Here is a 25,540-nt window from a genome sequence, read left to right as displayed (position 1 = left end):
CCTATTCGAACAGCTTGCTCGCGAGCCGTGCCAGGCGCTGGGCCTTGCCCCGGTAGGGCGGGAAGAAGAGGTTCGTGAAGGACGTGCGGCCCTGGCGCACGACCGCGCGCTCGTGGCTGAAGGCCTTGAAGCCCGCCTCGCCGTGGTACGCGCCCAGGCCGCTCTGGCCCACGCCTCCGAAGGGCAGGTGCGGGTTCACGTTGTGCAACACCACGTTGTTCACCACCGTGCCGCCCGCGCTCGTCTCCTTCAGCAGGCGCTCCACCGTGGCCTCTTCGTGGCTGAAGACATACATGGCCAGCGGCTTGCCCTCCGCGCGCACCTGCGTCACCACTTCATCCAGTGACTCGAAGCGCAGCACCGGCAACAGCGGCCCGAAAATCTCTTCATCCATCACCGCCGTCTCCGGCGTCACGTCCGCCAGCACCGTGGGCGCGATGTAGCGCGTCTCCGCGTGCACGCCGCCTCCCGCCACCACCCGCGCTCCTTCCGCCACGGACTCGTCCAACAGCCGGCACACGCGCTTGTACGCGCCGTCATCCACCATCCGGCAGAAGTCTGGCGTCGCCCGCCGCGCCTCCTCCGTCTTCCCGTAGAAGCGCTCCAGCGCGGCCTTCATCCCGGACAGCAGCGCCTCTTCCTTCGACGCATGCACCCAGACGTGGTCCGGCGCGATGCACGTCTGCCCCGCGTTCAGGAACTTTCCCCAGACAATCCGCTCCGCCGCCGCGTCCACGTCCGCTGACGCATCCACGATGACCGGCGACTTCCCACCCAGCTCCAGCGTCACTCCCGCCAGGTGCCGCGCAGCCGCCTCCATCACCCGCCGGCCCACTCGCGGTCCGCCCGTGAAGAAGAAGTGGTCGAACGGCAGCCGCAACAGCGCCTCGCCCACCTCCGCGCCGCCCTCCACCAGCGCCACCTCGTCCTGCGGAAACACGTCCCGCAGCAGCTGCGTCAGGAAGCGCGCCGTGCCCGGCGTCTTCTCACTGGGCTTGCACAGCACCGCGTTGCCCGCCGCCACCGCCGCCACCAGCGGCGACACCAGCAGGTGGAACGGGTAGTTCCATGGCGCCAGGATGAGCACCACGCCCTTGGGCTCCGGGTGCACCTCGCTCTTCGTGCCCGCGAGCAGCAGCGGCGCCCCCACCTTGCGCGGCTTCATCCACGCCTTCAGGTGCTTCTGCACGTGAGCCAGCTCCAGCAGCACGGGCAATATCTCCGTCGCCTCCACCTCCGCGGGCGGCTTGCGGAAGTCCTCGTGCAGCGCGTCTGCCAGCTCCTCACGCCGCTCCAACAACAGCGCCTTGAGCTTCTCCAGCCGCGCGAGGCGCTCCTTCGGCCCTGTCTTCGCCAGCTCCCAGCGGCGCGCCTGGAGGCGGTCGAACACCGCCTGCAGGTCTCCCGGGACCAGGGCCTCCTCCACTGACACCACGCGCATGCCGGTTCCTCTCTCCCACCCCGGGACCTACTCCAGCATCCGGGTCGCCTTGGAAGCCCATTCCTGGGTCTTTCCCCGATACGGCGGGAAGAACACCGCGGCCAGCGACTTCATCCACTGAACCATCACGGCCCGCTCGTGGCTGAACGTCTTGAAGCCGTAGTGCCCGTGGTAGCTCCCCAACCCGCTCATTCCCACCCCGCCGAACGGCAGGTTCGGGTTCGCTACGTGGATGAGCACGTTGTTCACCACGACTCCGCCGGACGTCGTGTGCTGGAGCACCTCCTCCACCATCTTCGAGTCCTGCGAGAACACGTAAAGCGCCAGCGGCTTCCCACCTTCGTTGATGTGCGCGTAGACCTCCTCGCGCCGCTCGTACGTCAGCACCGGCAACACCGGCCCGAAGATCTCCGCCTCCATGATGGGCATCTTCGTCGTCACCCCGGACAACACCGTGGGTGCCACGTACCGCGACGGGCCGTCCGCCGTGCCGCCCGCCTCCACCTTCGCCCCCGCGGCGACCGTGCGGTCGAGCACCTCCTTGAGCCGCCTCCACGCCGCCGGGTCCACCACCCGGGCGAAGTCCGGGCTCGCCTGACGCTCGGCCTCCGTCGCGCCGTAGAAGCGCGTCAGCACCGCCTTGAACGCCTCCAGGAACGCCTGCTGCTTCGACGCCGGCACGTAGATGTAGTCCGGCGCCACGCACGTCTGGCCCGCGTTGACGAACTTGCCCCACGCCAGCGCCTCCGCCGCCGCCTTCAGGTTCGCCGACTCATCGATGATGACCGGCGACTTGCCACCCAACTCCAGCGTCACGCTGGACAGGAACTTCGTCGCCGCCGCCATCACCTTGCGGCCGATGTTCGGGTTGCCCGTGAAGAAGAAGTGGTCGAACGGGTGCTGGAGCAGCACCTCCGCCACCTCCGCGCCACCCTCGAACACCGCCACCTCGTTCTCCGGATAGATGTCCCGCACCAGCTTCGCCAGGAAGCGCGACGTGTGCGGCGTCTTCTCACTGGGCTTGATCATCACCGCGTTGCCCGCGGCGATGGCCGCGATGAGCGGCGCCGCTACCAACTGGAACGGGTAGTTCCACGGCGACAGGATGACCACCACGCCCTTCGCCTCGAAGCGCACGTGGCTGGACGCGCCCTTGAGCGTCAGCGGCGTCGCCACCCGCTTGGGCTTCATCCACGACTTCAGGTGCTTCACCGTGTGGTTCAGCTCCTCCAGCGTCGGGTGGATCTCCGTCAGCTCCACCTCCATCGCCGGCTTGCGGAAGTCCTGGTGGATGGCCTCCGCCAGCTGCTCGCGCCGCGCGATGATGGCCTCGCGCAGCTTGCGCAGCCTGGCGATGCGCTCCGCGGGAGTGCTGCGCGACAGGTTCCAGCGGTTCGCGCGCTGCGACTCGAACACCGCGCGGATGCGGTCCACTTCGACCGTGGCCTGGGGGAGGAGGGACGCGACGGCTTCCAGCATGACGGGCTCCGTTTCAAGAAAGACGCAAAGGGTCAGCGGGCCTCGAGCCCGCGAAGAAGGGTGGTGATGGCCGCCGTCAGCTCGGCGGAGAAGTCCACGCGCAGGGGCGCCATGTGCGGCAGCGTCAGCACCTCGCGCGCCACGGGTGCGATGTCCGCCATCTGCCGCAGGCCCGTCATCAGCGCGTGCACATGGCGGATGAGCTGGACCGCGGACTCCGGCGTGAGGGAGGGCAGCCGCGCCTGGAGCAGCGCCGCCGTCGTCCCCATGGACACGAGCACGCGCTCCTTGAAGGCCTGTGCCTGCGCCACCGTGACGTTCTGCTCCAGCACCGTCTGCGCCCGCGCCAGCAGCCGCGTGAAGGTCTCCTCGCCCTCCAGCGACTCGGCCACCGTGCGCGCCAGCTGGTGGCCCGTCCACGTGCCGTCTTCGGCCAGGCGCCCGTTCAGCTTCGCGAACCACGCGGTGAGCAGGTCGTCCAGGAGCGCCAGGAACAGCGCCTCCTTCGTCGGGAAGTAGAGGAACACCGTCCCCTTCGCCAGGCCCGTGCGCGCCGCGACGTCCGCCATCTTCACCTCGGCGAACGACGTGGCCTCGAACAGCGCCCGCGCCGCGTCCAGCAGCTCGCGCCGCCGCGCTTCCTTGTCCTCGTCCCGCCGCGCCCGCAGTGGAACGACCCGCTTCGCGGCCAGTGCTCCCACCATGACCCGCAGTTAAATGACCGTCGGTCATTGGTCAAGCCGGCGCCTGGGTCTCCTTCCACCGCAGGACGTTCGCGAGGGGAGGGGGGATGGTGTCGTGTAATCCTGTGTGCGACGCTGGGTGACATGATGAGGCCCATCGACGCGGAGCTGCTGTCGGGGAGCGCGCTGTACCAGGAGGTGGTGCTGCGCAAGCTGGCCCACGCGCGCGAGTCGGTGTGGATGGCCACCGCCAACGTGAAGGCCATGTACGTGGAGCGCTCGAAGGGGGCGTTCGTGCCGCTGCTGGAGGTGTTGGACGGGCTGGCCGCCCGGGGCGTGGCGCTGCGGCTGTTGCACGCGGAGCTGCCCAGCCGGCCGTTCCGGGCGGCGTTCGACGCTCGCTCCCGGCTGGTGAAGGGGGGGCTGGAACTGAAGGTGTGCCCGCGCGTCCACTTCAAGGCGGTGGTGGTGGACGGCGCCTGGGTCTACCTGGGGAGCGCCAACCTCACCGGCGCGGGCCTGGGCGCCAAGGGCGACGATGTCCGCAACTTCGAGATGGGTTTCGTGACGGAGGACTTCGACACCATCGACCGGACGACCGCCCTCTTCGAGGCCGTGTGGAGCGGCGCCGAGTGCCGGGGATGTCGGCTTCGAGCGGTGTGTCCTGACCCCATCTTGCCCTCCGGCGGCGGACAGGCGAAGAAACGGGGACGGGACGCGGTGCGCTTGGGGAAGTCCCGCCGGCTGCGACGTCCACGGGAGGACTCGACATGAAGCTGCACTTCGCGCCGCGCAACGCGCCCTGGGGGACCAGCGCGGGGTGACGCCTCCAACCTCCAGCGCGTGGGACGACGCGAACGCGGATGTCCGGGCCCGCCGTCGGGTCCGGCGGCGCACGTATTGGTGGTGCGCGCTGATCATCACGCTGGGCTCGCTCGCGCACCCGCTGATTCTCGGCGGCTTCCGCGCGGACTTCCTCGCGGCGCACCTGGCCTGGGCCGTGGCGTTCCTCGCGCTGGGGACCGCGGTCGGCGCGGGGTGGCTGCGCCCGCCCTTCAGCGGCATCGCGGCGGGCACCGTCAGCCTGACGGCGCTCACCGTGAGCATCCAGCTCACCGGTGGCCTGGAGAGCCCGCTGTTCCCCGCCTTCTACACGGTGCCCCTCCTGGTCACCGTCTTCGTCCCGGGCCAGCGCCTGCCGGTGTGGTCCGCCATCGGGGGCACGCTGGTGGCGGTGGGGCTGATGACGTGGCTGTCGCACGTGCCCTGGGCGGTGTTCGTCAGCCAGTGCCTCAGCCTCGTCTTCGTGTTCGCGGTGTCCGCGCACGGCGCGGAGGCCTTCCGCAAGCTGCGCGCGGCCGAGCGCAACGCGCACCTGGAGCGCGTGGAGGCCCTGCGCCAGCTGGCGGAGAGCGAGTCTCGCCGCGCCCGCGTGGAGCGCCAGCGCGCGGAGGTGGAGCGGCTGGTGGTGGTGGGGCAGCTGGCCGCGGGCGTGGCCCATGAGGTGAACAACCCGCTCGCGTACGTGAAGTCGAACCTGCACTACCTCCAGGAGGAATGGGCGCACGGCGCGCCCGACGACCTGGAGGACGTGCGGCGCGTGCTGGACGAGACGCAGCAGGGCGTGCTGCGCATCCAGCAGATCGTCACCGACCTGCGCCTGTTCTCCCGTGAGGCCCCCGACGAGCTGGAGTCCTGCGACGTCGCGCAGGCGCTGGCCGAGGCGCAGCGGCTGGCCTCGGTGCGCCTGCGCAGCCTGGGCCTGGTGGAGCGCGACGTGGCGCAGGAGCTCTTCCCCGCGCGCGTCACGGCCCGCCACCTGGTGCAGGTGCTGGTGAACCTGCTGCTCAACGCCGCGGACGCGCTGGAGGCCGCCCGCTCCAGCAAGCCCGCGCACGTGATGCTGCGCGCGCGCATGGAGGACGGCCGCGTGCGGGTGGAGGTGGAGGACAACGGGCCGGGCATCCCCGAGGCCGCGCTGTCGCGCCTCTTCGAGCCCTTCTTCACCACGAAGCCGCCCGGCAAGGGCACCGGCCTGGGCCTGGCGCTCTGCCGCGACTACGTGGCGCGCGCGGGCGGCACCCTGGACGCGGAGAACCGCGCGGAAGGCGGTGCGCGCTTCATCCTCCGGCTGCCCGTCGCCGGTACCGCATCCCCCCCTGTCCACCGCGAAGCGCCAGCGCCCGTGGACGCGAACGCGGAGCCCGCGGCCGAGTAGCCCCTCTCAGCGCTTCATCGCTCCAGCGCGTGCGCCACCTGCCCCAAGAGGCGCAGGCGCGGGGAGTCCAGCTTGCGCACGGTGCGCATCAGGCGCCGCACCTCCGGACGCTCGCGGTACTCCGGCGGATCCTCCGCGAGCTGCGGCGCGCCGTCCTCCGTCACCGCCGCCGTCGCGCTCAACCCGAGCAGCACGTCCGACGAGCAGCTCAGCACGAGGCAGAGCTTCCGCAGCGTCCGCACGCTGGGCAGCATGTGCCCGCGCTCCAAACGGCCGTACACCTCGGTGGCGATGCCGACGCGCTCGGCGACATCGGCCTGCGTCAGCTCCAGCCGCTGCCGGGCCACTCGCACCGCGTTTCCAATGAGGGTTGCCAGTCGCTGTTCCATGGCGTGCAAAACCTGTCGAAAGAGGAGCTTCTCCCCCCGCTTTTCAGACGGAGAGGTACCGGGGAGAAGTCGCTGCCTTGCGTGACCTCGTGAGACACAGATTACGAGTGGGGTCTGACATCCCCGGGCGTTCGGACAGGGCCCGCAAACCCTCGACAATCCGCCGTTTCCGCCGTTCTCACGCGCGCGTTTGGCAAGGCTTCCCGGGTGTTTTTTCTTGCGCGTCACGCGCGCCGAACCGGGGTGGTAGGCGCGCACGCCTCCGCCCCTCCCAAGACGTCACGGGAAGGCCGTGAGAGGTCGCCCGACGTGGCAGGTTGCTTCGTGCGATTCGCGACGACTTCGCGGGTCCGGGGAGACCGCGCGCTTCCGGCGGAGTGGGCCGGAAGCGGGGCTCGACACCCGGGCTGCTTCAGTGCTGCTTCAGGATTCGGACGGCAGCGCGGCGCGGGCTTCGGAGTACTCGCGCACCATGCGTTCGACGACGGTGGCGGCGGGCAGCACGTCCTTCACGAAGGCCACGCCCTGGCCCGCGCTCCAGGTGTCCTTCCACGCCTTGCCCTGGCCCGCGCGGAAGCGCTCCAGCGCGCTCTTGATGAAGTTGCCGTGCACGCCCGTGACCTCCTTCGTGTACTCCAGGTCCTCGGGCCCTGAGTCCACCAGTGCCTGCTTGTAGTCAGGCGCGGCGCCGGCCTCCACCGTGGCCAGGAAGCGCGTGCCCACGTACGCGCCATCCATGCCCAGCGCGAGCGTGGCGGCCAGGTGGCGCCCCGTGGACAGCGCGCCCGCGAGCACCACCGGCACGCCCAATTCCGCCTTGAGCCAGGGGCCCAGCACCATGGGGCTCAGGTTGCCCGCGTGGCCGCCCGCGCCGCTGCCCACCGCGACGAGCGCGTCCACGCCGGCCTTCACGGCCTTCTCCGCGTGGCGCAGTGAAATCACGTCGCTCCACACCTTGCCGCCGTACGCGTGCACGCGCTCCACGATGGGCGTGGGGTCGCCCAGGCTGGTGATGACCAGCGGCACCTTGCGCTCCACCGTCGCGGCCACGTCCTCCTCCAGGCGCTCGGCCCACTTGAGGATGAGGTTCACGCCGAAGGGCACGTCCTTCGGGAACGTGTCGAGGAAGTCCCGGTACGCCTGCGCGGTGCGGTAGTTGAGCGACGGCACCGCCCCGATGGCGCCCGCGCGTCCGGCGGCTTCCAGCAGCGCCGCGTTGGACACCAGGAACATGGGGGCGGCGATGATGGGATAGCGGATGCCCAACATCCGGGTGACCGCGGTATCGATGCGCGAAGGGGCCATGCGCGCATTGGAGCATGCGTGCGCGCGGGCGCGAGGCCGAAAAATCGGCCTGGGCGGCGTTGTCAATCACAGCGTGCCCCGGCGGGGGAAAACCCCTGGTGTTTCCGTGGTTTACGTAGCACGTAGGGCTGACATAAGGTGCCTGCCCCGGCGGCGAGCCGGGATACCGGGGAGTCCCTTCGGTGAAGCGAACCGGGGAGCGCCGCCGAGCGCCTTCGCGGGGAGGCCAGAGCCAGTCGTGAGTGACGAGCGTCCGGACGCGCTGCTCAAGAGCGCACTCGAAAAGATCGTCTACTTCGAGGCCCGTGCGCAGCAGTTGCATGGCGAGCTGGCGTCCGCACGCGACGAGCTTTCGCACCTCAAGGAGGACCTGGCGGAGGGGCACCAGCGTGAGCTGGACCTGCGCCGGGAGGTGGCCTCGATGGAGGTGAAGAGCGCCCGCGCGCAGGCCGAGCGCGAGGAGCTGTCCCGGCTCAACCACGCGCTGCGGCTGGAGCGCGACCAGCTGATGGCGAAGCTGCTGGATGCGAGCCGGATCCACTCCTCCGGGCAGGCCCGCGCCATGGCGGAGGATGACGCCGACGAGCTGGGGTTCGACCTGGCGTCGTTCATCTCCCAGCTGCGCAGCGAGGTGATCCTCCGCGGGGACGTGCCCGCGATGCGCGCGCCCTTCAACGGGCCGGCGGTGCCGCTGAAGTCCTCCGAGCCGAGCGTGCCGTGGGCGGAGCGTCCCGCGCCGGCCATTCCGTCCCGGGCTTCGATGGTGTCGTCGGGCGCGGCGGAGTCGGGGCTGTCGCCGGTGGCGCGCGAGGCGCAGCGGCTGCAGAGCGAGGGCCGCCTGCGGGTGAGCCCGGAGCAGATGGCGGAGCTGTCCGGGCATTCGGGCAGCACCACGGACGAGACGCTGTTCGGGTTCTCCGTGCGGGAGCTGTCGGCGGCGGACGCGGCGGCCCGGGTGCGGGCGGCGGAGCGGCTGAAGGCGCTGGCGCATCCGGCGGCGGCGCCCGCGCTGGCGGCGGCCCTGCACGCGGAGACGGACGCGACGGCGCAGGTGGCGCTGGTGCAGGCGTTCGCGGGGCTTTGCCGGGAGGAGGGTGCGTCGGTGGTGTCGCCGCTCCTGTCGTCGCCGGTGCCGGAGGTGCGCATCGCGGCGTTGAAGGCGCTGCTGGTGCTGGCGCCGAAGGACGCGGCGCCGCACCTGGCGCAGGCGATGAAGGACTCGGACCGGTCGGTGCGCCGGCGCGCGTCGCTGCTGGCCCTGGGGTTGGAGGGGGAGACGGCGCGGCGGCTGGGCGAGGACGCGATCCACGACACGGATCCGGAGGTCCGCGCGCTGGCGGCGCTGGCGCTGGGCGCGGGCCGGGGCGAGAACGCCCGGACGCTGCTGTTGGGTGCGCTGGACGACGGCGAGGCGCGCGTGCGCAAGGCGGCGGCGCAGAGCCTGTCGCGCATCCTGGGGCACGACGTGTCCGCGGTGGTCGCGCTGGATGATGCGCACCGGCGCCGGGAGATCCGCCGGCTAGCGACGCTGCCCGTGAGGCCCGTGCGCGCGACGCTGGACGTGAAGCCCGTGCGCGCGGCCCCCGTGGTCGCGGAGGCTCAGCCCGTGGCGGTGAATGCCGCGCAGCCCGTCGCGGTGAATGCCACACAGCCCGTGGCGGTGAATGCCGCGCAGCCCGTCGCGGTGAATGCCGCGCAGCCCGTGGCGGTGGCGCAGGTCGCGCAGTCCGTCGCGGTGAATGGTGCGCAGCCTGTGGCGGTGGCGCAGGTGCAGCCTGTGGCCGCGATGGGCGCGCCGCGGGTGAGCGCCCCGGTCGCGGCGCCGCAGCCCCTCCCTTCGATTCCCGAACACATGGCCGTGCCGGTGTCTCTCGCGGACGTCGCCGCGAACACCTCGCAGTGGACCGCCACGCCGATGGCCGCCCCCGCGCTCGCGGTCGCCACCGTGGGCGCGGCCCGCTCCGCACCCGCTGTGATGCACGGTGCGGCTCCGGCGCCTGCCCGGGTCGCGAACGGTGGGCCCGTGTCCTTCGCTTCGGGCCCTGCCGCGCCGCCGTCGCGCCCGGTGGCCCCTGTTCCTCCCGCAGTGCCCGCGCAGCCCGCCGTGCGGCGGACGCCCGTGCAGGCCGCGCTGGTCGCCATGGGGGCGCCTCCTCCCGCCCGGGCTCCGGCGCCTGCCGCCCCGCCGCCGGTTCCTCCCAAGCGCGGCCCGTCTCCCGTGGAAGCGCTGTGTGGGGCGATGTTGCAGGAGGTGCGGGTCGCTGTCCGAGGACGCTCGCTCGCCGAGCTGACGTCCGGGCTGTCCGCTCCGGCGGAGCTGGCCCAGGAGGCTGTTGCCCTGCTGGTGGCCCGAGGGGCCATCGTGCGAAGGGGGCACAAATACTTCGCCGCTTGAGGCAAGGTGCAACCCGCCCAGGCCTCACACGTCATCCGAAGGGTCGTTCATGGAAGCGCCGACGTACAGCTCGAAGCAGGTAGCCGAGATGCTCGGCGTGACTCCGAAGTCCATCCCCGCGGAGCTGCGCAAGGACGCCTACGGCCCGGAAGACGTGTGGGAGCTGCGCACGACGCTCAACAAGTTCCCGCCCACCGCGGGCCTGCGCAGACAGCTCTTCCTCAACTTCAAGGGCGGCACCGGCAAGACGTCCCTGTCCACGTCCTACGCGTGGCGCCTGGCGGAGCTGGGCTACGCCGTCCTCCTCATCGACCTGGACAGCCAGGGCCACGCCACCAAGTGCCTGGGCTACGAGGGCGAGGACTTCGAGAAGACGCTGCTGGACGTGCTCGTCCGCAAGACGCCGCTCGCGCAGGTGGTTCAGAAGTCCACCCTGCCCAACCTGGACTTCATCCCGTCCAACCTGAGCATGTCCACGGTGGACCTGGCGCTGATGCCCATGGCCGGCCGTGAGTTCAAGCTGCGCAACGCGCTCAAGGACGTGGAGGCGCAGTACGACTTCATCGTCTTCGACGCGCCTCCGTCCTTCGGCCTGCTCAACCTGAACGCGCTGATGGCCGCGAACGACCTGTTCGTGCCGGTGCTCGCGGACTTCCTGTCCTTCCACGGCCTCAAGCTGCTGTTCGAAACGGTGCAGAGCCTGGAGGAGGACCTGAACCACGTGCTGGACCACGTGTTCATCGTGGTGAACTCCTTCAACGCCACCTTCAAGCTGGCGAAGGAGGCGCTGGAGGCGCTCCAGACGCACTACCCCGAGTACCTGCTGCCCACCATCATCCGGCAGTGCACCAAGTTCGCGCAGGCCTCCAGCGAGGGCCGCCCGGTGTTCGTGGCGGACCCCACGTCCAAGGGCGCCAACGACATCCAGGCCATGCTGGACAACGTGCTGCCTCGCCTGGTGGCCGCGCACGCCGCGGCGGTGAAGGCCGGCACCGCGACGAAAGCCGGCTGAGATTTCCCCATGAAGAAAGCCTTCGAACAGAACGTGTCCCGCGCGAAGCCGCGCCTCCGCCTGGGGGCGCTGACGGGTGCCCTCGACCCGGCCGACCCCACGGGGACCGCCGCCGCCACGCCGGAGCCCACCGCGCCGGAAGCGCCTGCGCCCGTCGCGGAAGCGCCGGACCTGTCCTCCGAGGTGCGCTCGCGCATCGAACGCCGCGCCGGCCCGCGCCCCACCGCCGCCGAGGCGATGGAGGCCGCGCTGAACGCCCCGCCCAGGCACACCGCGCCGCCCCAGGCCGCGCAGGGGCTGCCGGCGGTGACGGCGCCCTCGTTCTCGCCGGTGTCCCACGCGCTGTCCGCGCTGGTGTCCCCGGAGGCGCGCCGCGAGGAGGAAGAGGCTCCGCCCGCGCCGTGGCTGGACGCTGACTCGCAGGAGACCGCGCCCGGCTGGACCGTGGCGCAGGAGTCCGCGCCCGAGGAGTCCGTCTGGGACGCGGACGCGGTGTCGCCGGTGTCGCACCGCGAGGTGGCGGAGGCCGTCGCCGCGTCCGCGTGGAACGTGTCCGTCGCGCAGCAGCGGGAGGCCGCGGTGGAGGCCTTCGGCCAGGAGCCCCTGGGCGCCGAGCCGACGCCCACGCACGTGGAGCCGCCCCCGCCCGCCGCCGCGCGCTGGGATGCGCTGACGGCGCGTCCGGAGGCCGCCACGCACGTGGACGCGACGCGCGTGGCGCCCCTGGCCCACTCCGTGACGCACACCGAGGCGCTGCGCGGCGAAGTGACCCGCATGGAGCCGCAGGCCGCGACGCACGGGGGAGCCGCCTCCGCGCCGGTGCCTCCCCAGGCTGATGCCCGCGCGCCTGTCGCGAACATGGCGCCGCACGCCGAAGCCGCTCGCGCGCCCGTCGCGGGCCCGGCTGTGTACGCCGAAGCCCCTCGCGCCGACACTCGGGGCGCGCCGGTCACGTTCGCCTCGCCGCCACCGGCGATGGCGCAGGCGGAAGCCCCCCGGGGCGCCCCGGTCACCTTCGCGGGCCCGCCTCCCGGAGTACAGTTCGATGGACGGATGGGCGTTCAGGCCCTCCGCATGCCTTCCGAGGCCGAGCCCATGACGACGTACGCTGCCGTCCAGGCCTCCACCGTCACCACCACCGAGACGGTGGCCCGACAGGAAGCCGCGCCCGCCCCCGTCGAGGTGCAGACGCCCGCGCCTCCCCGCGAGGACGACTCCGAATCCCGCCGTGAGAAGCTCAAGGCCCGCCTCAAGGCCGTGCGCGAGAACCCGCGCCCGGAGCCGCTGCCCGCAACCGTCGCGGAAGCCGGCCAGCGCGCCGTGGAGCGCATCACCCACCTCCAGGCGGAGCTCACCAAGGTCAAGGCGGCCAACCTCACGCTCACCCAGGACCTCGAGGTCGCCCGCCGTCAGGCGGAGAAGGCCACCGAGGAGGCCCGCCTGCGCATGGACGAGGCCCGCCGCCTGTCCGCGGAGATGGAGGGCCGCGTGAAGCTGCTCGCCGACCTGGAGCGCGAGCTGGCCTCCCTGGAAGGCGAGCGCGACGAAGCGCTCCTGTCCCTCCAGGAGTCCCGTCAGGCCCTCCAGGCCGCCGCGAAGGAGCACGAAGCGCTGGAGCAGGTCGTCACGAAGGGCAAGCTGGCCCTGGCCGACAGCCTGGCGGAAGAGGAGCGCCTCGCCGTGGAACTGGAAGGCGCCAAGGACGAGTCCTCCTCCCTGCGCCGCGCCGTGGAGACGCTCCAGGGCGAGCGCGACGTGCTGGCCCAGCAGGTCGCGTCCCTCACCGCCGAGCGCGCCGAGCTGCTGGAGGCGCGCAAGGCCCTGGAGTCCGTGCACCGCGCCTTGAGCCAGGCCACGGTGCGCTGAAGGCCTTCGCCTACTTCGCGTCCTTCGCCACGCCCGTGGGCTTCTTCCCGGGCCCCACGGTGGCGGTGAAGGACGCGGGCAGGGCAGGGCGCTGGAGCGACGCGACGTCCACCCGCGCGAGCGGATCCGCGTTCTCCCGCCGCCCCTGGAGCAGGTCGGCGATCCGCTCCTGGCGCTCCTCCTTCTTCGGGTGGTTCTCCCAGAAGCCGCCGCCCCCGGACGTCCGCTCGAGCAGCCGCGAGAACTCCCTGGGGTCGTAGCCCGCGGACAGCAGCAGCTCCACCGCGAGCGTGTCCGCCGCCAGCTCCTCGTCCTTGCGGTTGCCCTTGCCGAAGGCGTCCACGGTCCCTTCGACCATCTCCCCCATCAGCCCCGTGTCCGAGTCCAGGTCCAGCCGGCCGTCCAGCTGGCTCGCGCTCTTCAGCTTCGACACCACGGCGCCCGTCACCGCGGCGCCCTTGCAAGTGCTCACCTTCACGGAGACGTACTGGTGCAGCGCGTGCTTGAGCACGACGTGGGCAATCTCATGCGCCAGCACGCCCGCGAGCTGCGCCTCGTTCTCCACGCCCTGGAGCAGCCCGTGCGTGACGAACACGTAGCCCGCGGGCGCGGACAGGGCGTTGAAGCGCTTCGTGTCCTTGAGCACGCCGAACGTCCAGCGCAGCTCCGGCCGGGGGGACTGCATCGCCAGGTTGCGGCCCACCGTGTTGACGTAGGTGTTCAGCTTCTCCTCCGCCGCGCCCGACAGCATCAGCCCGCCGCCCTGCTGCGCCCAGTGGATGGCCAGCGCGCTGCCCAGCGCGTACTCCTCCTGGATGGCGGGCTCCACCTTCAGCTTGTCGCAGGACTGCACCTTCTCCGCCGCGGCCGCCACCCGGTTCGCGTCCTCGCCCAGGTTCGCGGCCCTCAGGCCCTTCGCCATCTGGGAACAGGACGTGAGGCACAGCCCCAGGCCCGCCGCCGCCAGCATCCCCATGCGCGAGCGCATCACTTCACCGCCTTCTTCGCCTGGGGACCCAGCTTCGTGTTGGGCGCCACCACCGGGAACAGCCCGGCCTGCTTCACGTGCGCGTCGATTTCCACGGGCGTGACCTTGAGGGCCAGGGCCTCCAGCGCCTTGATTTGCGACACCGCGACCGCGTAGTCGCCGCCCTTCTCCTTGCCGTACTTCTCCGCGCCGGGGCTCAGCGCCTTCACCGCCGCGCCGCTGGACACGAAGGCGGCAGGGTCGATGGTGCGCGTCTTGCCGTCCTTGGACACCAGCTCCATGTCGGGCGGCTTCGTGGACAGGTTCGTCTGGAACACGTAGCCGGCCTTGCCTCCGGGCTCCGTCACCTGGTGCCACTGAGCGTTCTTCGGGTCCGCGCCCTTCCACGTCACCTGCTGCCCGGGTTGGAGCACCGCCACCACGTCCGCCGTGGGCACCGCGCTCTTGAGGACGCGCGTGTTGCGCGCCTTCACGTAGAGCTTCTCGTCCTTCTTCACCGCCCACGCGGCCGTCGCCGGCAGCCCCAGCGCCAGCAGCACGATGCCCCAGGTCCATCGTCTCATCGTCATCCTCCCCACCCTGATACGCCGTCACTTCTCCAGATTCGCGACGCCATCGAACTTCTCCGGAGGCGTCTCCATGTATTCGCGGCAGCGCTCCAGCAGCTTCGCCGTGGGCCCGTCCTCCGGCGACCGAGCGGCCTCCGCCTCCAGCACCGCCGCGGCCTCCGCGAAGCGGGCCTCGCGGTACAGCCCCAGGGCCTCGTGGTATCGCGCCACCGTGTGCTGGGTGGACGCGTCCAGCTGTCCCTTGAGCGCGAGCAGCTCGTACACCGTGACGGCCTCCGTCTTGCCCGCCACCCGTACCCGGTCCAGCTCGCGCACCTCGATGTGCTCGCGCGCCAGTTCGTACGTGCGCGGGCCAATCATGATGACCGACCCGTAGGCCTTGTTCGCGCCCTCCAGGCGCGCGGCCAGGTTCATGCCGTCGCCAATGGCCGTGTAGCTGAAGAGCTGGTCGCTGCCGAAGTTGCCCACGAAGTTCACCGCGCTGTTCACGCCGATGCGCGTGTACACGTCCGGGAACCCCTTCTCGCGGAAGTCCACGCGCAGCGCCTCCACCGCCGCCTTCGCCGCCAGGGCGCCCCGGCACGCGCGCACGGCGTGGTCCTCCTGGGCCATGGGCGCGCCGAAGAGGCACACCACCGCGTCGCCGATGTACTTGTCCAGGCACCCGCCCTCGCGCAGCAGCGCCCCGCTCACCGTCGTGAGGTACGTGTTGAGGATGCGCACCAGCTGGCGCGGGTCCTCCTTGAAGCGCTCGCTGAAGGTGGAGAAGCCGCGGATGTCGCTGAAGAACGCGGTGATCTCCTTGTTCTCCCCATCCAGGCGCGGCAGTTGCCGCGAGCGGATCATCTGCTCCACCAGCTTCGGCTCCATGAAGCGGTTGAACGCCTGCCGGATGAACTGCGTCTCGCGGTTGGCCACCAGGTGGTTGAACGCCAGCGCCGCCACGCTCGCGCCCACGCCCGCCAGCGCGGGCATCGCCATCAGCACGTGCGTGTGCGCCGTCTTGAGCAGCATGCCGGTGAGCACGTGCAGTCCCACCACCAGCGCCACCGGCCAGGCCACCTCCAGCGGCGTCCAGCGCGCCGTCATGAGGAGCACCGCGGACAGCAGGGCCACGAAGAACGTCAGGCCCAGGTCCACGACCAGGGGCGTGCGGGTGATGAACGTTCCCGACAGCAGTGTGTCCACCACCGTGGCCTGCTTCACCAGACCAGGCTGCGTGGAGGAGAAGGGCGTGGCCTTGATGTCGTTGAGGCCCACCGACGTGCCGCCGATGACGACAACCTTGTCCTGGAAGGTGTCCGCGGGCAGCTCCAGGTCTTCGCCCCTGGAGCGGTGGATCCAATCTTTCAGCACCCGGATGAGGGGCACCGGCGGGAAGCGCTCGTCCAGCGGGCCTCCGTAGTCCAGCGCGGCGAAGCCGTCCGGGTCCACGTGCCACGTGCGCTCGCCAATGCGGAGGGTGCGGCCGGAGAACGTGACCTCCTTCGCACCCAGCAGGTCCGCCATCATGCGCACCGGCAGCGTCACGTAGGTGTTGGTGCCGTCCGTGTACGCGAAGCGCGTGCGGCGGATGGAGCCGTCCCCGTCCGCCTCCGTCTCCACCAGGCCGAACCCGTTCACCGCGCCCACCAGCGCGGACGTCGGAGGCACCGGGTAGCGCCCTGGCGGAAGCGCGGGCAACGGATCTCCATCTGTTCGGCTCGCGGGGAAGGCGAGCGCCCGCGCCAGGGCCTCGGGCGCCAGCACGGGCGTGGCCGGGGTGGGTGCGTCCTCGAACTCCTCGGGGAAGGAGTCGTCCTCCGGAGGGCTGGCGGGAGCAGCCTCTGGAGCGGTCAGCGGCACGGGGGCCGAGAAGTCCGCGCGAGCGAGCGGCTCCGCCGTGCCGCTGCTCGCCATGCCCAGGTAGAAGGGGAGGCCGGTCTCACGCAGCACCTGCGCGAAGCCAAGGTCGGCGGACTCGTCGGCCGTCCGCTCGTCCATCACCGCGTCGAACAGCACGGCCCTGGCTCCCGCGGCCTTCAGCTCCTGCGCGATACGCGCCCACAGCGTGCGCGTGTACGGCCAGTTGCCGAAGTTGATCTGAAGCTGCGAGTTTCGGCTGATGGCATCGATGGTGCTCTGGTCGATGGCCACCACGACCACCTGCTTCGATTCTTTCCGGCCGCCAGTGAACCGGACCAGGGCCTCGTCGTAGGCGATGTGCTCCGTGCTCTTGAGGACCTCCGCCCACTCGCACGCCCACGCGGCGAGTGTGGCCATCAGCGCGATCCCCATCATCACGCGTCCGTGATGGCGCCAGCGCTCCTGGATCATCTTCCACGTCTCACCCGCCACGGCCCCTCCCCACGAGGTCGACGGCGCGACGCTACTCCGGGAAGCAGTCCCCAGGCACGCGGGAGGGCCGATACAACGGGTCCTTCAGCCAGGAGGAGCCGGAGAGGCCCGTGAAGCAGGCGGCCCTGCGAGCCGTCGCAGCCCCTGGCGTCCGCCGGCCGACGCCTGCACGTCTGTTGCCGTTGGATGAAGGCCCCCAACCTTCATGCCCATGGGACCCGAGGCGGTGAAGCCCACCGCCCGCGTTTCAATGCCCTGTCCCTGCCCTGAAGGAGTCACCCCGTGGCCCTGGACCTGTTCAAAGAAAAAGGCGTCCCCGTGGAGCGCCAGTCCTTCACCTGGAAGGACCTCGTGCGGCGGCCCTACAGCAAGATGGACGACGACGCGTTCACCCGGACGCGTGTCATCCTGATGAACGGCATCGAAGCGGATGCCCTGCGCATGAAGCACATCTTCGCGCGGCTCAGCCTGGAGCTGCGCCCGCACCTGGCGCTGGTGCGCCGCGCGGAGCACCACCAGCAGACGCTGGTGAACTGGCTCACGCCGCCGGACCAGAAGGTCATCGAAACCACGCTCGGCTTCGAGCAGCTCGCCATTGAAGTCACGGCCAGCGTGGCCATCCACGAGCCCGACCCCTATCTGGCCCAGACGTACCGGTTCGGGATGCTGGAGGACTTCGACCACCTGTACCGCTACTCCGCGCTCTATGACCGGCTGGAGGGCCAGGACCCCAACAACATCACCCAGTCCTATACGGACATCATCCCGGGCCGCCCCACGGCCGTGGAGCACCGCCATCCGCTGGATGACCTGCGCCGCCCGTATGACCGCAAGGCCGCGGATCCGCTGTCCAAGCTGCACGCGATGACCATCACCGCGGCCGAGTTCCAGACGCACGACTACTACATGACCGTGGGCCCCACGTTCGCGGACCCCGTCGCGCGGCAGCTCTACGCGGAGATCGCCTCCATCGAGGAGCAGCACGTCACCCAGTACGGCTCGCTGATGGACCCCGGCGAGTCCCTGCTGGAGAAGTGGATGCTCCACGAGGCCATGGAGGTCTACAACTACTCCTCGTGCCTCGCGTACGAAACGAACCCGCGCATCAAGGAGGTGTGGCAGCGGTTCGTGGACTACGAGCTGGGACACCTCCACTACGTGATGGAGCTGTTCAAGACCCTGGAGAAGCGTGACCCCGCGGAGGTGCTGCCCCGCACGCTGCCGGAGCCCATCGCGTTCAAGGAGCACCGCGAGTTCGTGCGCAAGGTCCTCTCGCAGGAGGTGGACATGCGCTCCGACGGCACCGAGTACGTGGACAAGTCGCGGCTGCCGCCGGGTCACCGCACGCTCGTGTACCAGTCCCAGCTGAACTCGGAAGGGTCGCCCTCGGAGACGGCGGCGGCTGGATACAAATGGAGGCCGGGCACGGAGCTCGCCGCGAAGGCGGAGCGCATGGGCTCGGTGCTCGAGGGGAGGAGGCTGCAATGAGCAAGGAAAACATCGCCGACGTCGGCGCGAACCGCACCGGCATCAAGACGTCGCCCATCGACAGCAAGGACATCATCGCCCAGGCGCGGAAGGCCGAGCCCAGCAGCCCGGGCGACGCGCGGGCCATCGCGGAGGTGCGCAAGCAATACACACGCGAAGCCGCGGACGGCCTGGGCAGCGTGCCACCGCCCGCGAGCCTCAAGGGCATGGCGAAGACCGCGGTGGACATGCTCAAGGGCGGCAAGCCCACCGTGCTCATCGACAAGCTGGGGGAGCGGCTCGCCTTCGAGCGCAGCGGCGTCCGGCTCTACGAGGGCGCGCTCTCCAAGCTGGAGGTCTTCGGCAGCTGGGAGGGCGGACCGTCGCGGGAGCTGCTCACGAAGATCCTCGAGGACGAGCTCAGCCACTTCGCGCTCCTGATGGAGGCCATGGAGAAGCTGGGCGCGGACCCCACGGCGATGACGCCGTCGGCGGACCTCACCTCGGTCATCTCCATGGGCGTGCCCGCGGCCATCTCCGACGCGCGCACCAACCTGCGGCAGGCCATGCAGGCGCTGCTGGTGGCGGAGCTGACGGACAACGCGAGCTGGGAGCTGCTCATCGACCTGGCGCGCGGCCTGGGCCATGACTCGCTCGCGGACCGCTTCACGCTGGCGCTGGACGCGGAGGCGGAACACCTGGCGCTGGTGAAGGGCTGGCTGGCGGCGGGCGTGGCCACGGAGGCGCGCGCGTCCATGGACTCCGCGGCCGTCCCCGCGCAGCCCTGAGGACAGCCGGGCAGGCAGGCGGACATGGCAGGCCGTTGTGCGAGGACACAGCTTGTGGGCTCGCACGACGGCTTCGTCACGTCCGGGAGGAACGACATGCAGCTCAGCGAGCTGGGAGGCTCCGAGGGCCTGGAACACAACGCCACGCTCAACCGTGAATCGCTGGTGGCGCTGGGTGCCTTCAGTGCGCTCACCGCGGGCGCGGTCTTCCTCAACGCGCGCAGCACCCGCGAGGCCGTGGAGGGCCGCTGGTACAAGCACTTGAAGAAGCCGCCCTACCAGCCGCCGCGGCAGGCCTTCGGGCCGGTGTGGACGGCGCTCTACGGGCTCATCGCCGTCTCCGGCTGGCGCATCTGGGGCTCACCCGCGGGAGCGGAGCGCTCGCGCGCGCTGGGCCTGTGGTTCATGCAGCTGGGGCTCAACGCCGCGTGGTCCCACCTGTTCTTCCGCAAGCGCCAGCTCAAGGCCGCGGCGGTGGAGAACTGGGCCCTCTTGGGCAGCATCGCGGCGTATACCGCCGCCGCCAGCCGCGTGGACCGCAAGGCGCCGTGGTTCATGGCCCCGTATCTGGGCTGGGTGTCCTTCGCCAACGTGCTGTCGACCGACATCGCCCGGCGCAATGCCTGACGCCGGGCGCTCTCTCCTCGCGCGTCAGTTGCGCATGCGCGAGGGGCGGGCCGCGTTGAAGGCCAGCACGGCGGCGAAGTAGCGCGCCTGGTCCTCCGAGGTGCAGCGCACCTCCTGGATGCGTCCGCCGACCTTCACCCGGACAATCCACCCCTCGTTGTCCTGGCTGACAGGGGACTCGCTCGTCATCGTCATGTTTTCCATGGGTCTTCTCCCTCCCGTGCGCCCCTATGAGCAGGGGGCGTGCCAGGGCTGGGAAGCGTGGGATTCCAGCCCCTTGCATGCAGCCTTCGTCCGGGGCGGAGAGGCGGGGCTGAAGTTCTTTCAGGCAGGGGGCGATCGCGGCTTCAGTGGAAGTGGCGATCAGGCCACACCTGCGGGAGGGCGGGCCGCACGGAGGCGAGTGTCGGCAGCGCGACGTAGAAGGTGGACCCCCGGCCCGGAACGCTCTCCACCCAGATGCGGCCGCCGTGGCGCTCCACGATGTCGCGGCTGATGTAGAGGCCCAGGCCCAGTCCGCCGTAGGAGCGGGTGGAGGCGTTGCGCGCGCGGAAGTAGCGGTCGAAGAGTTGCTGCTGCTGGTCCTCCGGGATGCCGATGCCCGGGTCCGTCACGGACAGCACCGCGACGTCGTCCGTCTGGGACAGCCGCACGCGGATGGTGCCGCCGTCCGGGCTGTACTTGAGCGCGTTCTCCAGCAGGTTGGAGACGACCTGCTCCAGCCGGAACGTGTCGCCGTGGACGGAGATGGGCTCTCGGGGGGATTCGAAGTCGAAGGTGTGGTTGCCCTTCTGGCCTTCCATGCCGGCGAGCGTTTGCTCCACCAGCAGGTCGAAGCGGGTGGCCTCCGGATGCAGGGCCAGCCGGCCGGCCTCGATGCGCGAGGCGTCCAGCAGGTCGTTGATGAGGCCGGTGAGGCGCGTGAGCTGGTGGCGTGCGTGGCGCAGCACGCTGGGGTCCAGGTTCTCGCCGCGCTCCAGGCGGCGCTCCAGCGTGGCCAGGCGCAGGCTCAGGGGCGTCAGCGGCGTCTTCAATTCGTGGCTCGCGATGGAGAGGAAGTCGTCGCGCACGCGGACGGCCTCCTGGGCCTCGCGGTACAGGTGCGCGCGCTCTTCTTCCGCGCGCCTGCGCTCGGTGATGTCCTCGATGAGGACACCCACGCCCAGGACGCGGCCGTCGGGGGTGCGCACGGGATAGAAGCTGCCCCGGAAGCAGCGCCGGGGGCCGGGGACGCCCAGGTCCTCGTCGGAGGTGGTCTCCTGGCCCACCATGGGCTCACCGGTGCGCAGCACGTAGCGGGGTCCCTGCTCCGCGATGGCGCCCGGCTCTCCGAGCAGCTCCGGCAGCGTGTGGCCCGGGTGGTCCTCCGCCGGGATGCCGTTGATGCGCGCGAGCGTTTCGTTGACGCGCACGTAGCGCAGGTTCGTGTCCAGGAAGCCGATGCCCACCGGCGCGCTGCGCACGAGCAGGTCCAGCTGGGCCATGTTCTCCTCGCGCTCGGCCTCCACACGGCGGCGCTCGGTGATGTCCTCCACGATGCCGACGCCGCCCTCCACGCTGCCGTCCTCGGCGTAGCAGGGGGCGAAGCGCACGCGCACGGGCGTCACCTTGCCGGTGGTGAGCGAGCGGTAGTCGCCTTCGTAGTCGCAGGGGCGGCCGGCCAGTGACTCGCGCACGCAGGTCATGATGCGCTCGTCGCGCAGCGTGAGGAGGTGCAGGCCCACCAGGTTGCGCTTCGACGTGCCGATGAGGCTCGAGAAGAGGTCATTGCACGCGGTGATGACGGGGTTGCGGTCGAAGTGGAAGATGCCCAGGGGCGCGTTCTCCACGAGCAGCCGGTAGAGCCGGTCCACCGTCTCCTGATGCGAGGCCGCGCCGGGGCCGCCGGGGATGTGCTCCACCGGCTCCTCCAGCGAGTCGATGACCTCGTGCATCCGGCGCAGCGTGAAGACGATGCGCTCATCTCCGTCCAGGCCGGTGGCGCCCACGGTGACTTCCACCTGCAGCTCCACGCCGTCCCGCCGCCGGGCGAAGACGCGCGTGGGCCGCCCGCCGAGCGCCTTGCGGCGCGACAGCAGGTAGCGCGGCAGGCTGAGGCCGTGGAAGTGGTGCAGGCGAGGCGGGAAGAGGTCGGTGATGGGCCTGCCCACGAGCTGCTCGCGGTCCCAGCCCAGCAGCCGCTCCGTCGCCGCGTTGACGTGCAGGATGAACTCATCCGGGCCGCACGCGATGATGGGGTCCACCGCGGCGTCCAAGATGGCTTCCAGCTCCCGTGCGGCTCCTCCGGCCATGCTTCGCTCCTGGTGGGAACCGGCACGCGTCCTTTTCCGCCGCGTGGCCGGCCCTGCCGGGAGGTGGGGTCTCCCCGGCGTTGGCGGGCGCGCGTCTTGGCGCCCGTGCGCGTTCCCTTTGACTACAGGTACACACTGTGGGCCGGAGCGGCGCGGTGAAGCCGGAGGGCAGGACGCTGACAGCGCCCCTGGAGGCCGGGCGAGCGGGCGGGTACAGGAGAGAGCATGCGCGAATCCCGGACCGCCGCCGTGCTGCTCGCCGTGTCATTGCTGGGGATGGGCTGTGCCGGCACCCGGGGCGCGCCACCGACGGTGCCGAGCCCGCTCGTCTACAAGAGCGAGGCGGTGGGCGCTCCGAAGCCCGAGGCGCTGCTCGTGGCGCTGCACTTCTCCGGTTCCACGCCCGCGTTCTGGGATGAGCCCATCCAGTCGCTGGGCATCCCGGTGCGCACGCTGCTGCCCCAGGGCCCGAGGCCTCGCCGCGACGGCTTCACGTGGTTCCAGGCCGACCACGAGGAGAAGACGTGGGAGGGGAAGACGGAGGACGTGGAGCGCATGGCGGAGCGGCTCGCGGAGTTGATCCGCGAGGTCCGGGCGGCGCATCCGGAGCTCCGCCGCGTCGTGGTGACGGGGTTCTCCTACGGGGGAGACCTGGCGTGGATGCTGGCCATCCGGCACCCGGAGCTGGTGGACGCGGCGGTGCCCATGGGGACGCGGCTGCTGGGTGACCCGGGACAGGAGCCGCCTGTGTCGCGGAAGGTGCTGGTGCTCCAGGGAGAGCAGGACGCCATCATCCCCGTGCAGCACACGCGCGAACGGGTTGAGGCGCTGAAGGGCCGGGGCGTCCCCATCGACGTGAGGACCTACCCGGACCTGGGCCACGACGTGTCGCCCGCGTTGCTCGAGGACTGGCGCGCGTTCCTGCGCCAGTCGTTGCAGGGGCGGGCCGACTGAAGTCGTGGCTGCCTAGCGTCGGCGCTTGGGCTGCGTCCGGCCGCGCTTCGCCGCTTGCTTGCGCACGGGCTTCCGCGCGGGGGCAGCCGGCTGCGCGTTGAGCGTGAGCGTCTCCAGCTTCTCGCGCAGGGTGCGTGTCTCCTGCTTGAGCGCGTCCAGTTCCTCGCGCAGCGACGCGACTTCACGGGCCTGGGGCGCGCCTTCGCGCAGGGCGCGCACGGCTTCGCGGGCATAGCGGCGTGTGCGCGGGTCGCTGAAGGTCGTGCCCTCCAGCGCGGGCAGCAGGCGGCGGTCGCCCAGCGTGGAGGCCGCGTCGCAGACCGCCAGTTGCACGCGGAACTGCGGGTCACGCAATAGCTGCGCGAACAGGTCCACCGCTTCGCGCTTGCGGTTCGCCACCTCCGCCAGCTTCGCCACGGTGCTCACGGCCGCGCGGCGCAGGAACGCGGGCTGGCCGTACGCGGTGCGTGCCACGGCCACCGGGAACGCGGCGGGGTCCTGCGTCTCCGCGAGCCCGTCCATCGCGCCCGCGCCAATGACATCCTGGAACGACGGCCTCGCGGCGGCGGCCTCCAGCAGCGGCAGTGCATCCGGCGCGCGCACGCGACCCAGTGCCCGCGCGGCCTCCGCCTCCACGAAGTAGCTGGCGTCTCCGGCCTTCAGCAGCGCGCGCAGGCTCCCGGCCGCCTCCACGTCGTGGCGGAACTCGCCCAGCGCGGCGACGACGGCGCGGCGCACGCGCGGGTGTTCGGTGGCGACCGCGTCCAACAGCAGCGCGCGGGCCTCCGGCGTGCGGATGCGGCCCAGCGCCTTCGCGCACGCGGCGCGGGTGGCCCAGAACCGCTTCGCGTCCTTCAGCGCGCGGCCCAGCGCCTCCACCGACCGCAGGCCTCCGTCCTTCCCCAGCGCGTGCGCGGCCTCCGTGCGCGCGCGGGCCTCCGGGGCATTCGCCAGCTCCTCGCGCCACAGCCCCACGGCCTTGTCCACGTCCAGCGTGCCCAGCACGTCGCGGCGAGGATCCACGCGCACCTGCGTGGGCGCGGCGGGGCAGGGCAGGTGGAAGCGGTGCTCCGCGTCCGTGAGCTCCAACCGGTGGCGCGTGTCCTCGCCGTTCACCATGACGGCCACCTCCAGCGGGAGGCGGAAGACAGGCGTGCCCGAGTCCGTGCGCTGCGTCTGGCGCACGGTGATGCGCAGGCGCGCGTCGTCCGCCTCGTAGCGGACCTCCACCTTCAGCTCCGGGTGGCCGGGGGAGAAGACGTACTGGTCGAAGACAGGGTCCAGGTTGTGACCGGTGGCCTCCTCGAAGGCGCGCGCCAGGTCCACCGTCTCCACCACGCCGTGGCGGTGGGACGCGACGTAGTGGCGCAGGGCGCGCACGAAGAGGTCATCCCCCACGCGGCGGCGCAGCTCGTGGAGCACCAGTCCGCCCTTCTCGTAGAGGTGGCGGTCGAACAGGTCCATGGGCGCCTGGAACTTCCGGGCGACGATGGGGCGCGCGTAGCGCTCGCGCGTCTCGGAGAGGTAGGCCTCCAGGTCGAGCGCCCGGTGGTGGTCGGCCTCGTCCCGGTTGTCGCCGCGCTCCTTCCAGAGCACCTCGAAGTAGGTGGCGAAGCCCTCGTTGAGCCAGCCGTGGGGCCAGTCGCGGCAGGTGAGCAGGTCGCCGAACCACTGGTGCGCCAGCTCGTGGGAGATGAGCGGCTCGGCGTTGTAGTCCAGGTGCGCCCGCGCGTCGTGCAGCACGGTGTCCACCAGCGTGGTGGCGGTGGTGTGCTCCATGCCGCCGAGGATGAACTCCGTGACGAACACCTGCGCGTAGCCGCTCCACGGGTAGGGCTCACCGGTGATGGATTCGTACGCGGCAATCATCCCTGGCGTGCGCGCCACGCACCGGAGCGCGTCCTCGCGGCGACCCTTGGGGAACAGGTAGCGCAGCGGCGTGGTGCCGGCGGTGTCGGTGGCCTCGTCGAACTCGCCCACCACCAGCGTGACGAGGTAGGGCGCGTGCGGCTGTGCCATGCGGTGGTGCTGGGTGCGCCGCTCGCCGGTGGTGACGTCGCTGACGAGCACGCCGTTGGACAGCGACGTCATGTGCGCCGGGAAGGTGGCGATGACCTCCGACGTGGCCTTCTGCGCGGGCGTGTCCAGGCAGGGGAACCAGCATCTCGCGTCGATGTCCTGGCCCTGCGTCCACGCCTGGAGCGGACGGTCGGGGTAGCCCGCGTCGGGGCCCCAGAAGTAGAGGCCTCGGCGGGGGCGGGCGCGGTAGGTGAGCGCGATGTCGCACGCCTGGCCCGCGTCGAGCGCGCGAGGCAGCTCCACGCGCACGTGCGCGCCGGAGTTGGAGAAGGGGACGGAGCGGCCGTCGACGCGAGCCTCGGTGACGTCCAGGTCCACGGCGTCGAAGGTGACGGTGGACACGGTGCGGACGGCGGACACGCGGGTGGTGCAGGTGCCGGCCAGGGCGCGCTGGGCGAAGTCCAGGTCCAGCTCGATGCGCACGTGCTCGGCGCGCACGGGGCGGGGCGCGGCGTAGTGCTCGGTGGCGCCGGGGAGGCTGAACGGATGCGGGTCGGAGGACCCGGCGGCGGCGGGGGCGTGGCGGTGGCAGCAGCGCATAGGGGAAGGTGACTCTTCCGCAAGCCCGCCCCGGGGTCGAGCCGCTTTGAACCGGGTCTTGTCTGAATTCCTGGAGACGGACCCGGCAGGTTGGGAGGGGAACGGATGGGGC

Annotated in this window: 20 protein-coding genes; 9 read left to right on the top strand and 11 right to left on the bottom strand. The window is 71.2% G+C overall.

The window, feature by feature from the left end:
- Window position 1: 1 nt before the first annotated feature.
- Genes D7X30_RS09255 through D7X30_RS09245 form a run of 3 tightly spaced genes read right to left on the bottom strand, consistent with a single transcriptional unit; the run spans window position 2 to window position 3,624 of the window.
- Window positions 2-1,441 (bottom strand): aldehyde dehydrogenase family protein, encoded by a 1,440-nt coding sequence (locus tag D7X30_RS09255; RefSeq protein ID WP_120562455.1) that lies wholly within the window; start codon window positions 1,439-1,441, stop codon window positions 2-4.
- 27 nt (window positions 1,442-1,468) lie between these two features.
- The gene (locus tag D7X30_RS09250) at window positions 1,469-2,920 is read right to left on the bottom strand and encodes an aldehyde dehydrogenase family protein (RefSeq protein ID WP_120562454.1); all 1,452 of its coding nucleotides are present in this window, start codon (window positions 2,918-2,920) and stop codon (window positions 1,469-1,471) included.
- A gap of 32 nt (window positions 2,921-2,952) precedes the next feature.
- Window positions 2,953-3,624: a TetR/AcrR family transcriptional regulator gene (locus D7X30_RS09245; protein ID WP_120562453.1), complete on the bottom strand. Its 672-nt coding sequence runs from the start codon at window positions 3,622-3,624 to the stop codon at window positions 2,953-2,955.
- 126 nt (window positions 3,625-3,750) lie between these two features.
- On the opposite strand from D7X30_RS09245, the gene D7X30_RS09240 reads away from it, so the two are divergent.
- Complete coding sequence (locus D7X30_RS09240; RefSeq protein ID WP_120562628.1) at window positions 3,751-4,377, top strand: phospholipase D-like domain-containing protein; 627 nt, start codon at window positions 3,751-3,753, stop codon at window positions 4,375-4,377.
- 46 nt (window positions 4,378-4,423) lie between these two features.
- On the top strand, window positions 4,424-5,821 hold the full coding sequence (locus D7X30_RS43575; RefSeq protein WP_120562452.1) for a sensor histidine kinase: 1,398 nt from the start codon (window positions 4,424-4,426) through the stop codon (window positions 5,819-5,821).
- Between the two features lie 14 nt (window positions 5,822-5,835).
- Here the strand turns inward: D7X30_RS43575 and D7X30_RS09230 are convergent, their stop codons facing one another.
- Together D7X30_RS09230 and D7X30_RS09225 are read right to left on the bottom strand one after the other, a co-directional pair.
- A complete protein-coding gene (locus D7X30_RS09230) occupies window positions 5,836-6,210 on the bottom strand; it encodes a helix-turn-helix transcriptional regulator (RefSeq protein ID WP_014393392.1) in 375 nt (124 codons plus the stop codon).
- 423 nt (window positions 6,211-6,633) lie between these two features.
- Window positions 6,634-7,515 (bottom strand): nitronate monooxygenase family protein, encoded by an 882-nt coding sequence (locus tag D7X30_RS09225; protein ID WP_120562451.1) that lies wholly within the window; start codon window positions 7,513-7,515, stop codon window positions 6,634-6,636.
- A gap of 238 nt (window positions 7,516-7,753) precedes the next feature.
- On the opposite strand from D7X30_RS09225, the gene D7X30_RS09220 reads away from it, so the two are divergent.
- From D7X30_RS09220 to D7X30_RS42730, 3 genes are read left to right on the top strand one after another with little or no spacing between them, the layout of a single operon-like run.
- On the top strand, window positions 7,754-9,910 hold the full coding sequence (locus tag D7X30_RS09220) for a HEAT repeat domain-containing protein (RefSeq protein ID WP_120562450.1): 2,157 nt from the start codon (window positions 7,754-7,756) through the stop codon (window positions 9,908-9,910).
- Between the two features lie 49 nt (window positions 9,911-9,959).
- Complete coding sequence (locus D7X30_RS09215; protein ID WP_120562449.1) at window positions 9,960-10,922, top strand: ParA family protein; 963 nt, start codon at window positions 9,960-9,962, stop codon at window positions 10,920-10,922.
- Window positions 10,923-10,931: 9 nt separating this feature from the next.
- Window positions 10,932-12,788, top strand: coding sequence for a hypothetical protein (locus tag D7X30_RS42730; protein WP_233591472.1), 1,857 nt, complete (start codon window positions 10,932-10,934; stop codon window positions 12,786-12,788).
- Window positions 12,789-12,798: 10 nt separating this feature from the next.
- Here D7X30_RS42730 and D7X30_RS09200 read toward each other — a convergent pair whose 3' ends face one another.
- The 3 genes from D7X30_RS09200 to D7X30_RS09190 are packed head-to-tail and all read right to left on the bottom strand — an operon-like array spanning window position 12,799 to window position 16,682.
- A complete protein-coding gene (locus D7X30_RS09200; protein WP_233591471.1) occupies window positions 12,799-13,776 on the bottom strand; it encodes a M48 family metallopeptidase in 978 nt (325 codons plus the stop codon).
- Window positions 13,776-14,339 (bottom strand): SH3 domain-containing protein, encoded by a 564-nt coding sequence (locus D7X30_RS09195; protein ID WP_120562626.1) that lies wholly within the window; start codon window positions 14,337-14,339, stop codon window positions 13,776-13,778. The genes D7X30_RS09200 and D7X30_RS09195 overlap by 1 nt, the downstream gene beginning before the upstream one ends.
- Window positions 14,340-14,366: 27 nt before the next feature.
- Window positions 14,367-16,682 (bottom strand): CHASE2 domain-containing protein, encoded by a 2,316-nt coding sequence (locus tag D7X30_RS09190; RefSeq protein WP_120562448.1) that lies wholly within the window; start codon window positions 16,680-16,682, stop codon window positions 14,367-14,369.
- A 282-nt stretch (window positions 16,683-16,964) separates the two neighbouring features.
- On the opposite strand from D7X30_RS09190, the gene D7X30_RS09185 reads away from it, so the two are divergent.
- The 3 genes from D7X30_RS09185 (at window position 16,965) to D7X30_RS09175 (ending at window position 19,564) form a co-directional block, all read left to right on the top strand.
- Window positions 16,965-18,170: a hypothetical protein gene (locus D7X30_RS09185; RefSeq protein ID WP_120562447.1), complete on the top strand. Its 1,206-nt coding sequence runs from the start codon at window positions 16,965-16,967 to the stop codon at window positions 18,168-18,170.
- Complete coding sequence (locus D7X30_RS09180) at window positions 18,167-18,937, top strand: ferritin-like domain-containing protein (protein ID WP_120562446.1); 771 nt, start codon at window positions 18,167-18,169, stop codon at window positions 18,935-18,937. The genes D7X30_RS09185 and D7X30_RS09180 overlap by 4 nt, the downstream gene beginning before the upstream one ends.
- A 96-nt stretch (window positions 18,938-19,033) precedes the next feature.
- The gene (locus D7X30_RS09175; protein ID WP_120562625.1) at window positions 19,034-19,564 is read left to right on the top strand and encodes a TspO/MBR family protein; all 531 of its coding nucleotides are present in this window, start codon (window positions 19,034-19,036) and stop codon (window positions 19,562-19,564) included.
- Between the two features lie 24 nt (window positions 19,565-19,588).
- Here the strand turns inward: D7X30_RS09175 and D7X30_RS09170 are convergent, their stop codons facing one another.
- Window positions 19,589-19,768 carry a hypothetical protein gene (locus D7X30_RS09170; RefSeq protein ID WP_120562445.1) on the bottom strand — a complete coding sequence of 60 codons (180 nt, stop codon included), beginning with the start codon at window positions 19,766-19,768 and terminating at the stop codon, window positions 19,589-19,591.
- Between the two features lie 143 nt (window positions 19,769-19,911).
- Window positions 19,912-21,855 carry a PAS domain S-box protein gene (locus D7X30_RS09165; RefSeq protein WP_120562444.1) on the bottom strand — a complete coding sequence of 648 codons (1,944 nt, stop codon included), beginning with the start codon at window positions 21,853-21,855 and terminating at the stop codon, window positions 19,912-19,914.
- Between the two features lie 225 nt (window positions 21,856-22,080).
- Between D7X30_RS09165 and D7X30_RS09160 the strand changes: the two genes are divergently transcribed.
- Window positions 22,081-22,809 (top strand): alpha/beta hydrolase, encoded by a 729-nt coding sequence (locus D7X30_RS09160; RefSeq protein WP_120562443.1) that lies wholly within the window; start codon window positions 22,081-22,083, stop codon window positions 22,807-22,809.
- Window positions 22,810-22,821: 12 nt separating this feature from the next.
- Here D7X30_RS09160 and D7X30_RS09155 read toward each other — a convergent pair whose 3' ends face one another.
- Entirely contained in the window at window positions 22,822-25,428 is a 2,607-nt protein-coding gene (locus D7X30_RS09155; RefSeq protein ID WP_120562442.1) for a M1 family aminopeptidase, read from the bottom strand.
- Between the last annotated feature and the right edge of the window lie 112 nt (window positions 25,429-25,540).

Source organism: Corallococcus sp. AB011P (assembly GCF_003611605.1).
In the GTDB taxonomy this organism is placed as follows: Bacteria; Myxococcota; Myxococcia; order Myxococcales; family Myxococcaceae; genus Corallococcus; species Corallococcus coralloides.
The sequence above is the reverse complement of the archived record's forward strand: the minus strand, read 5'-3'. Positions and strand labels throughout refer to the sequence as shown.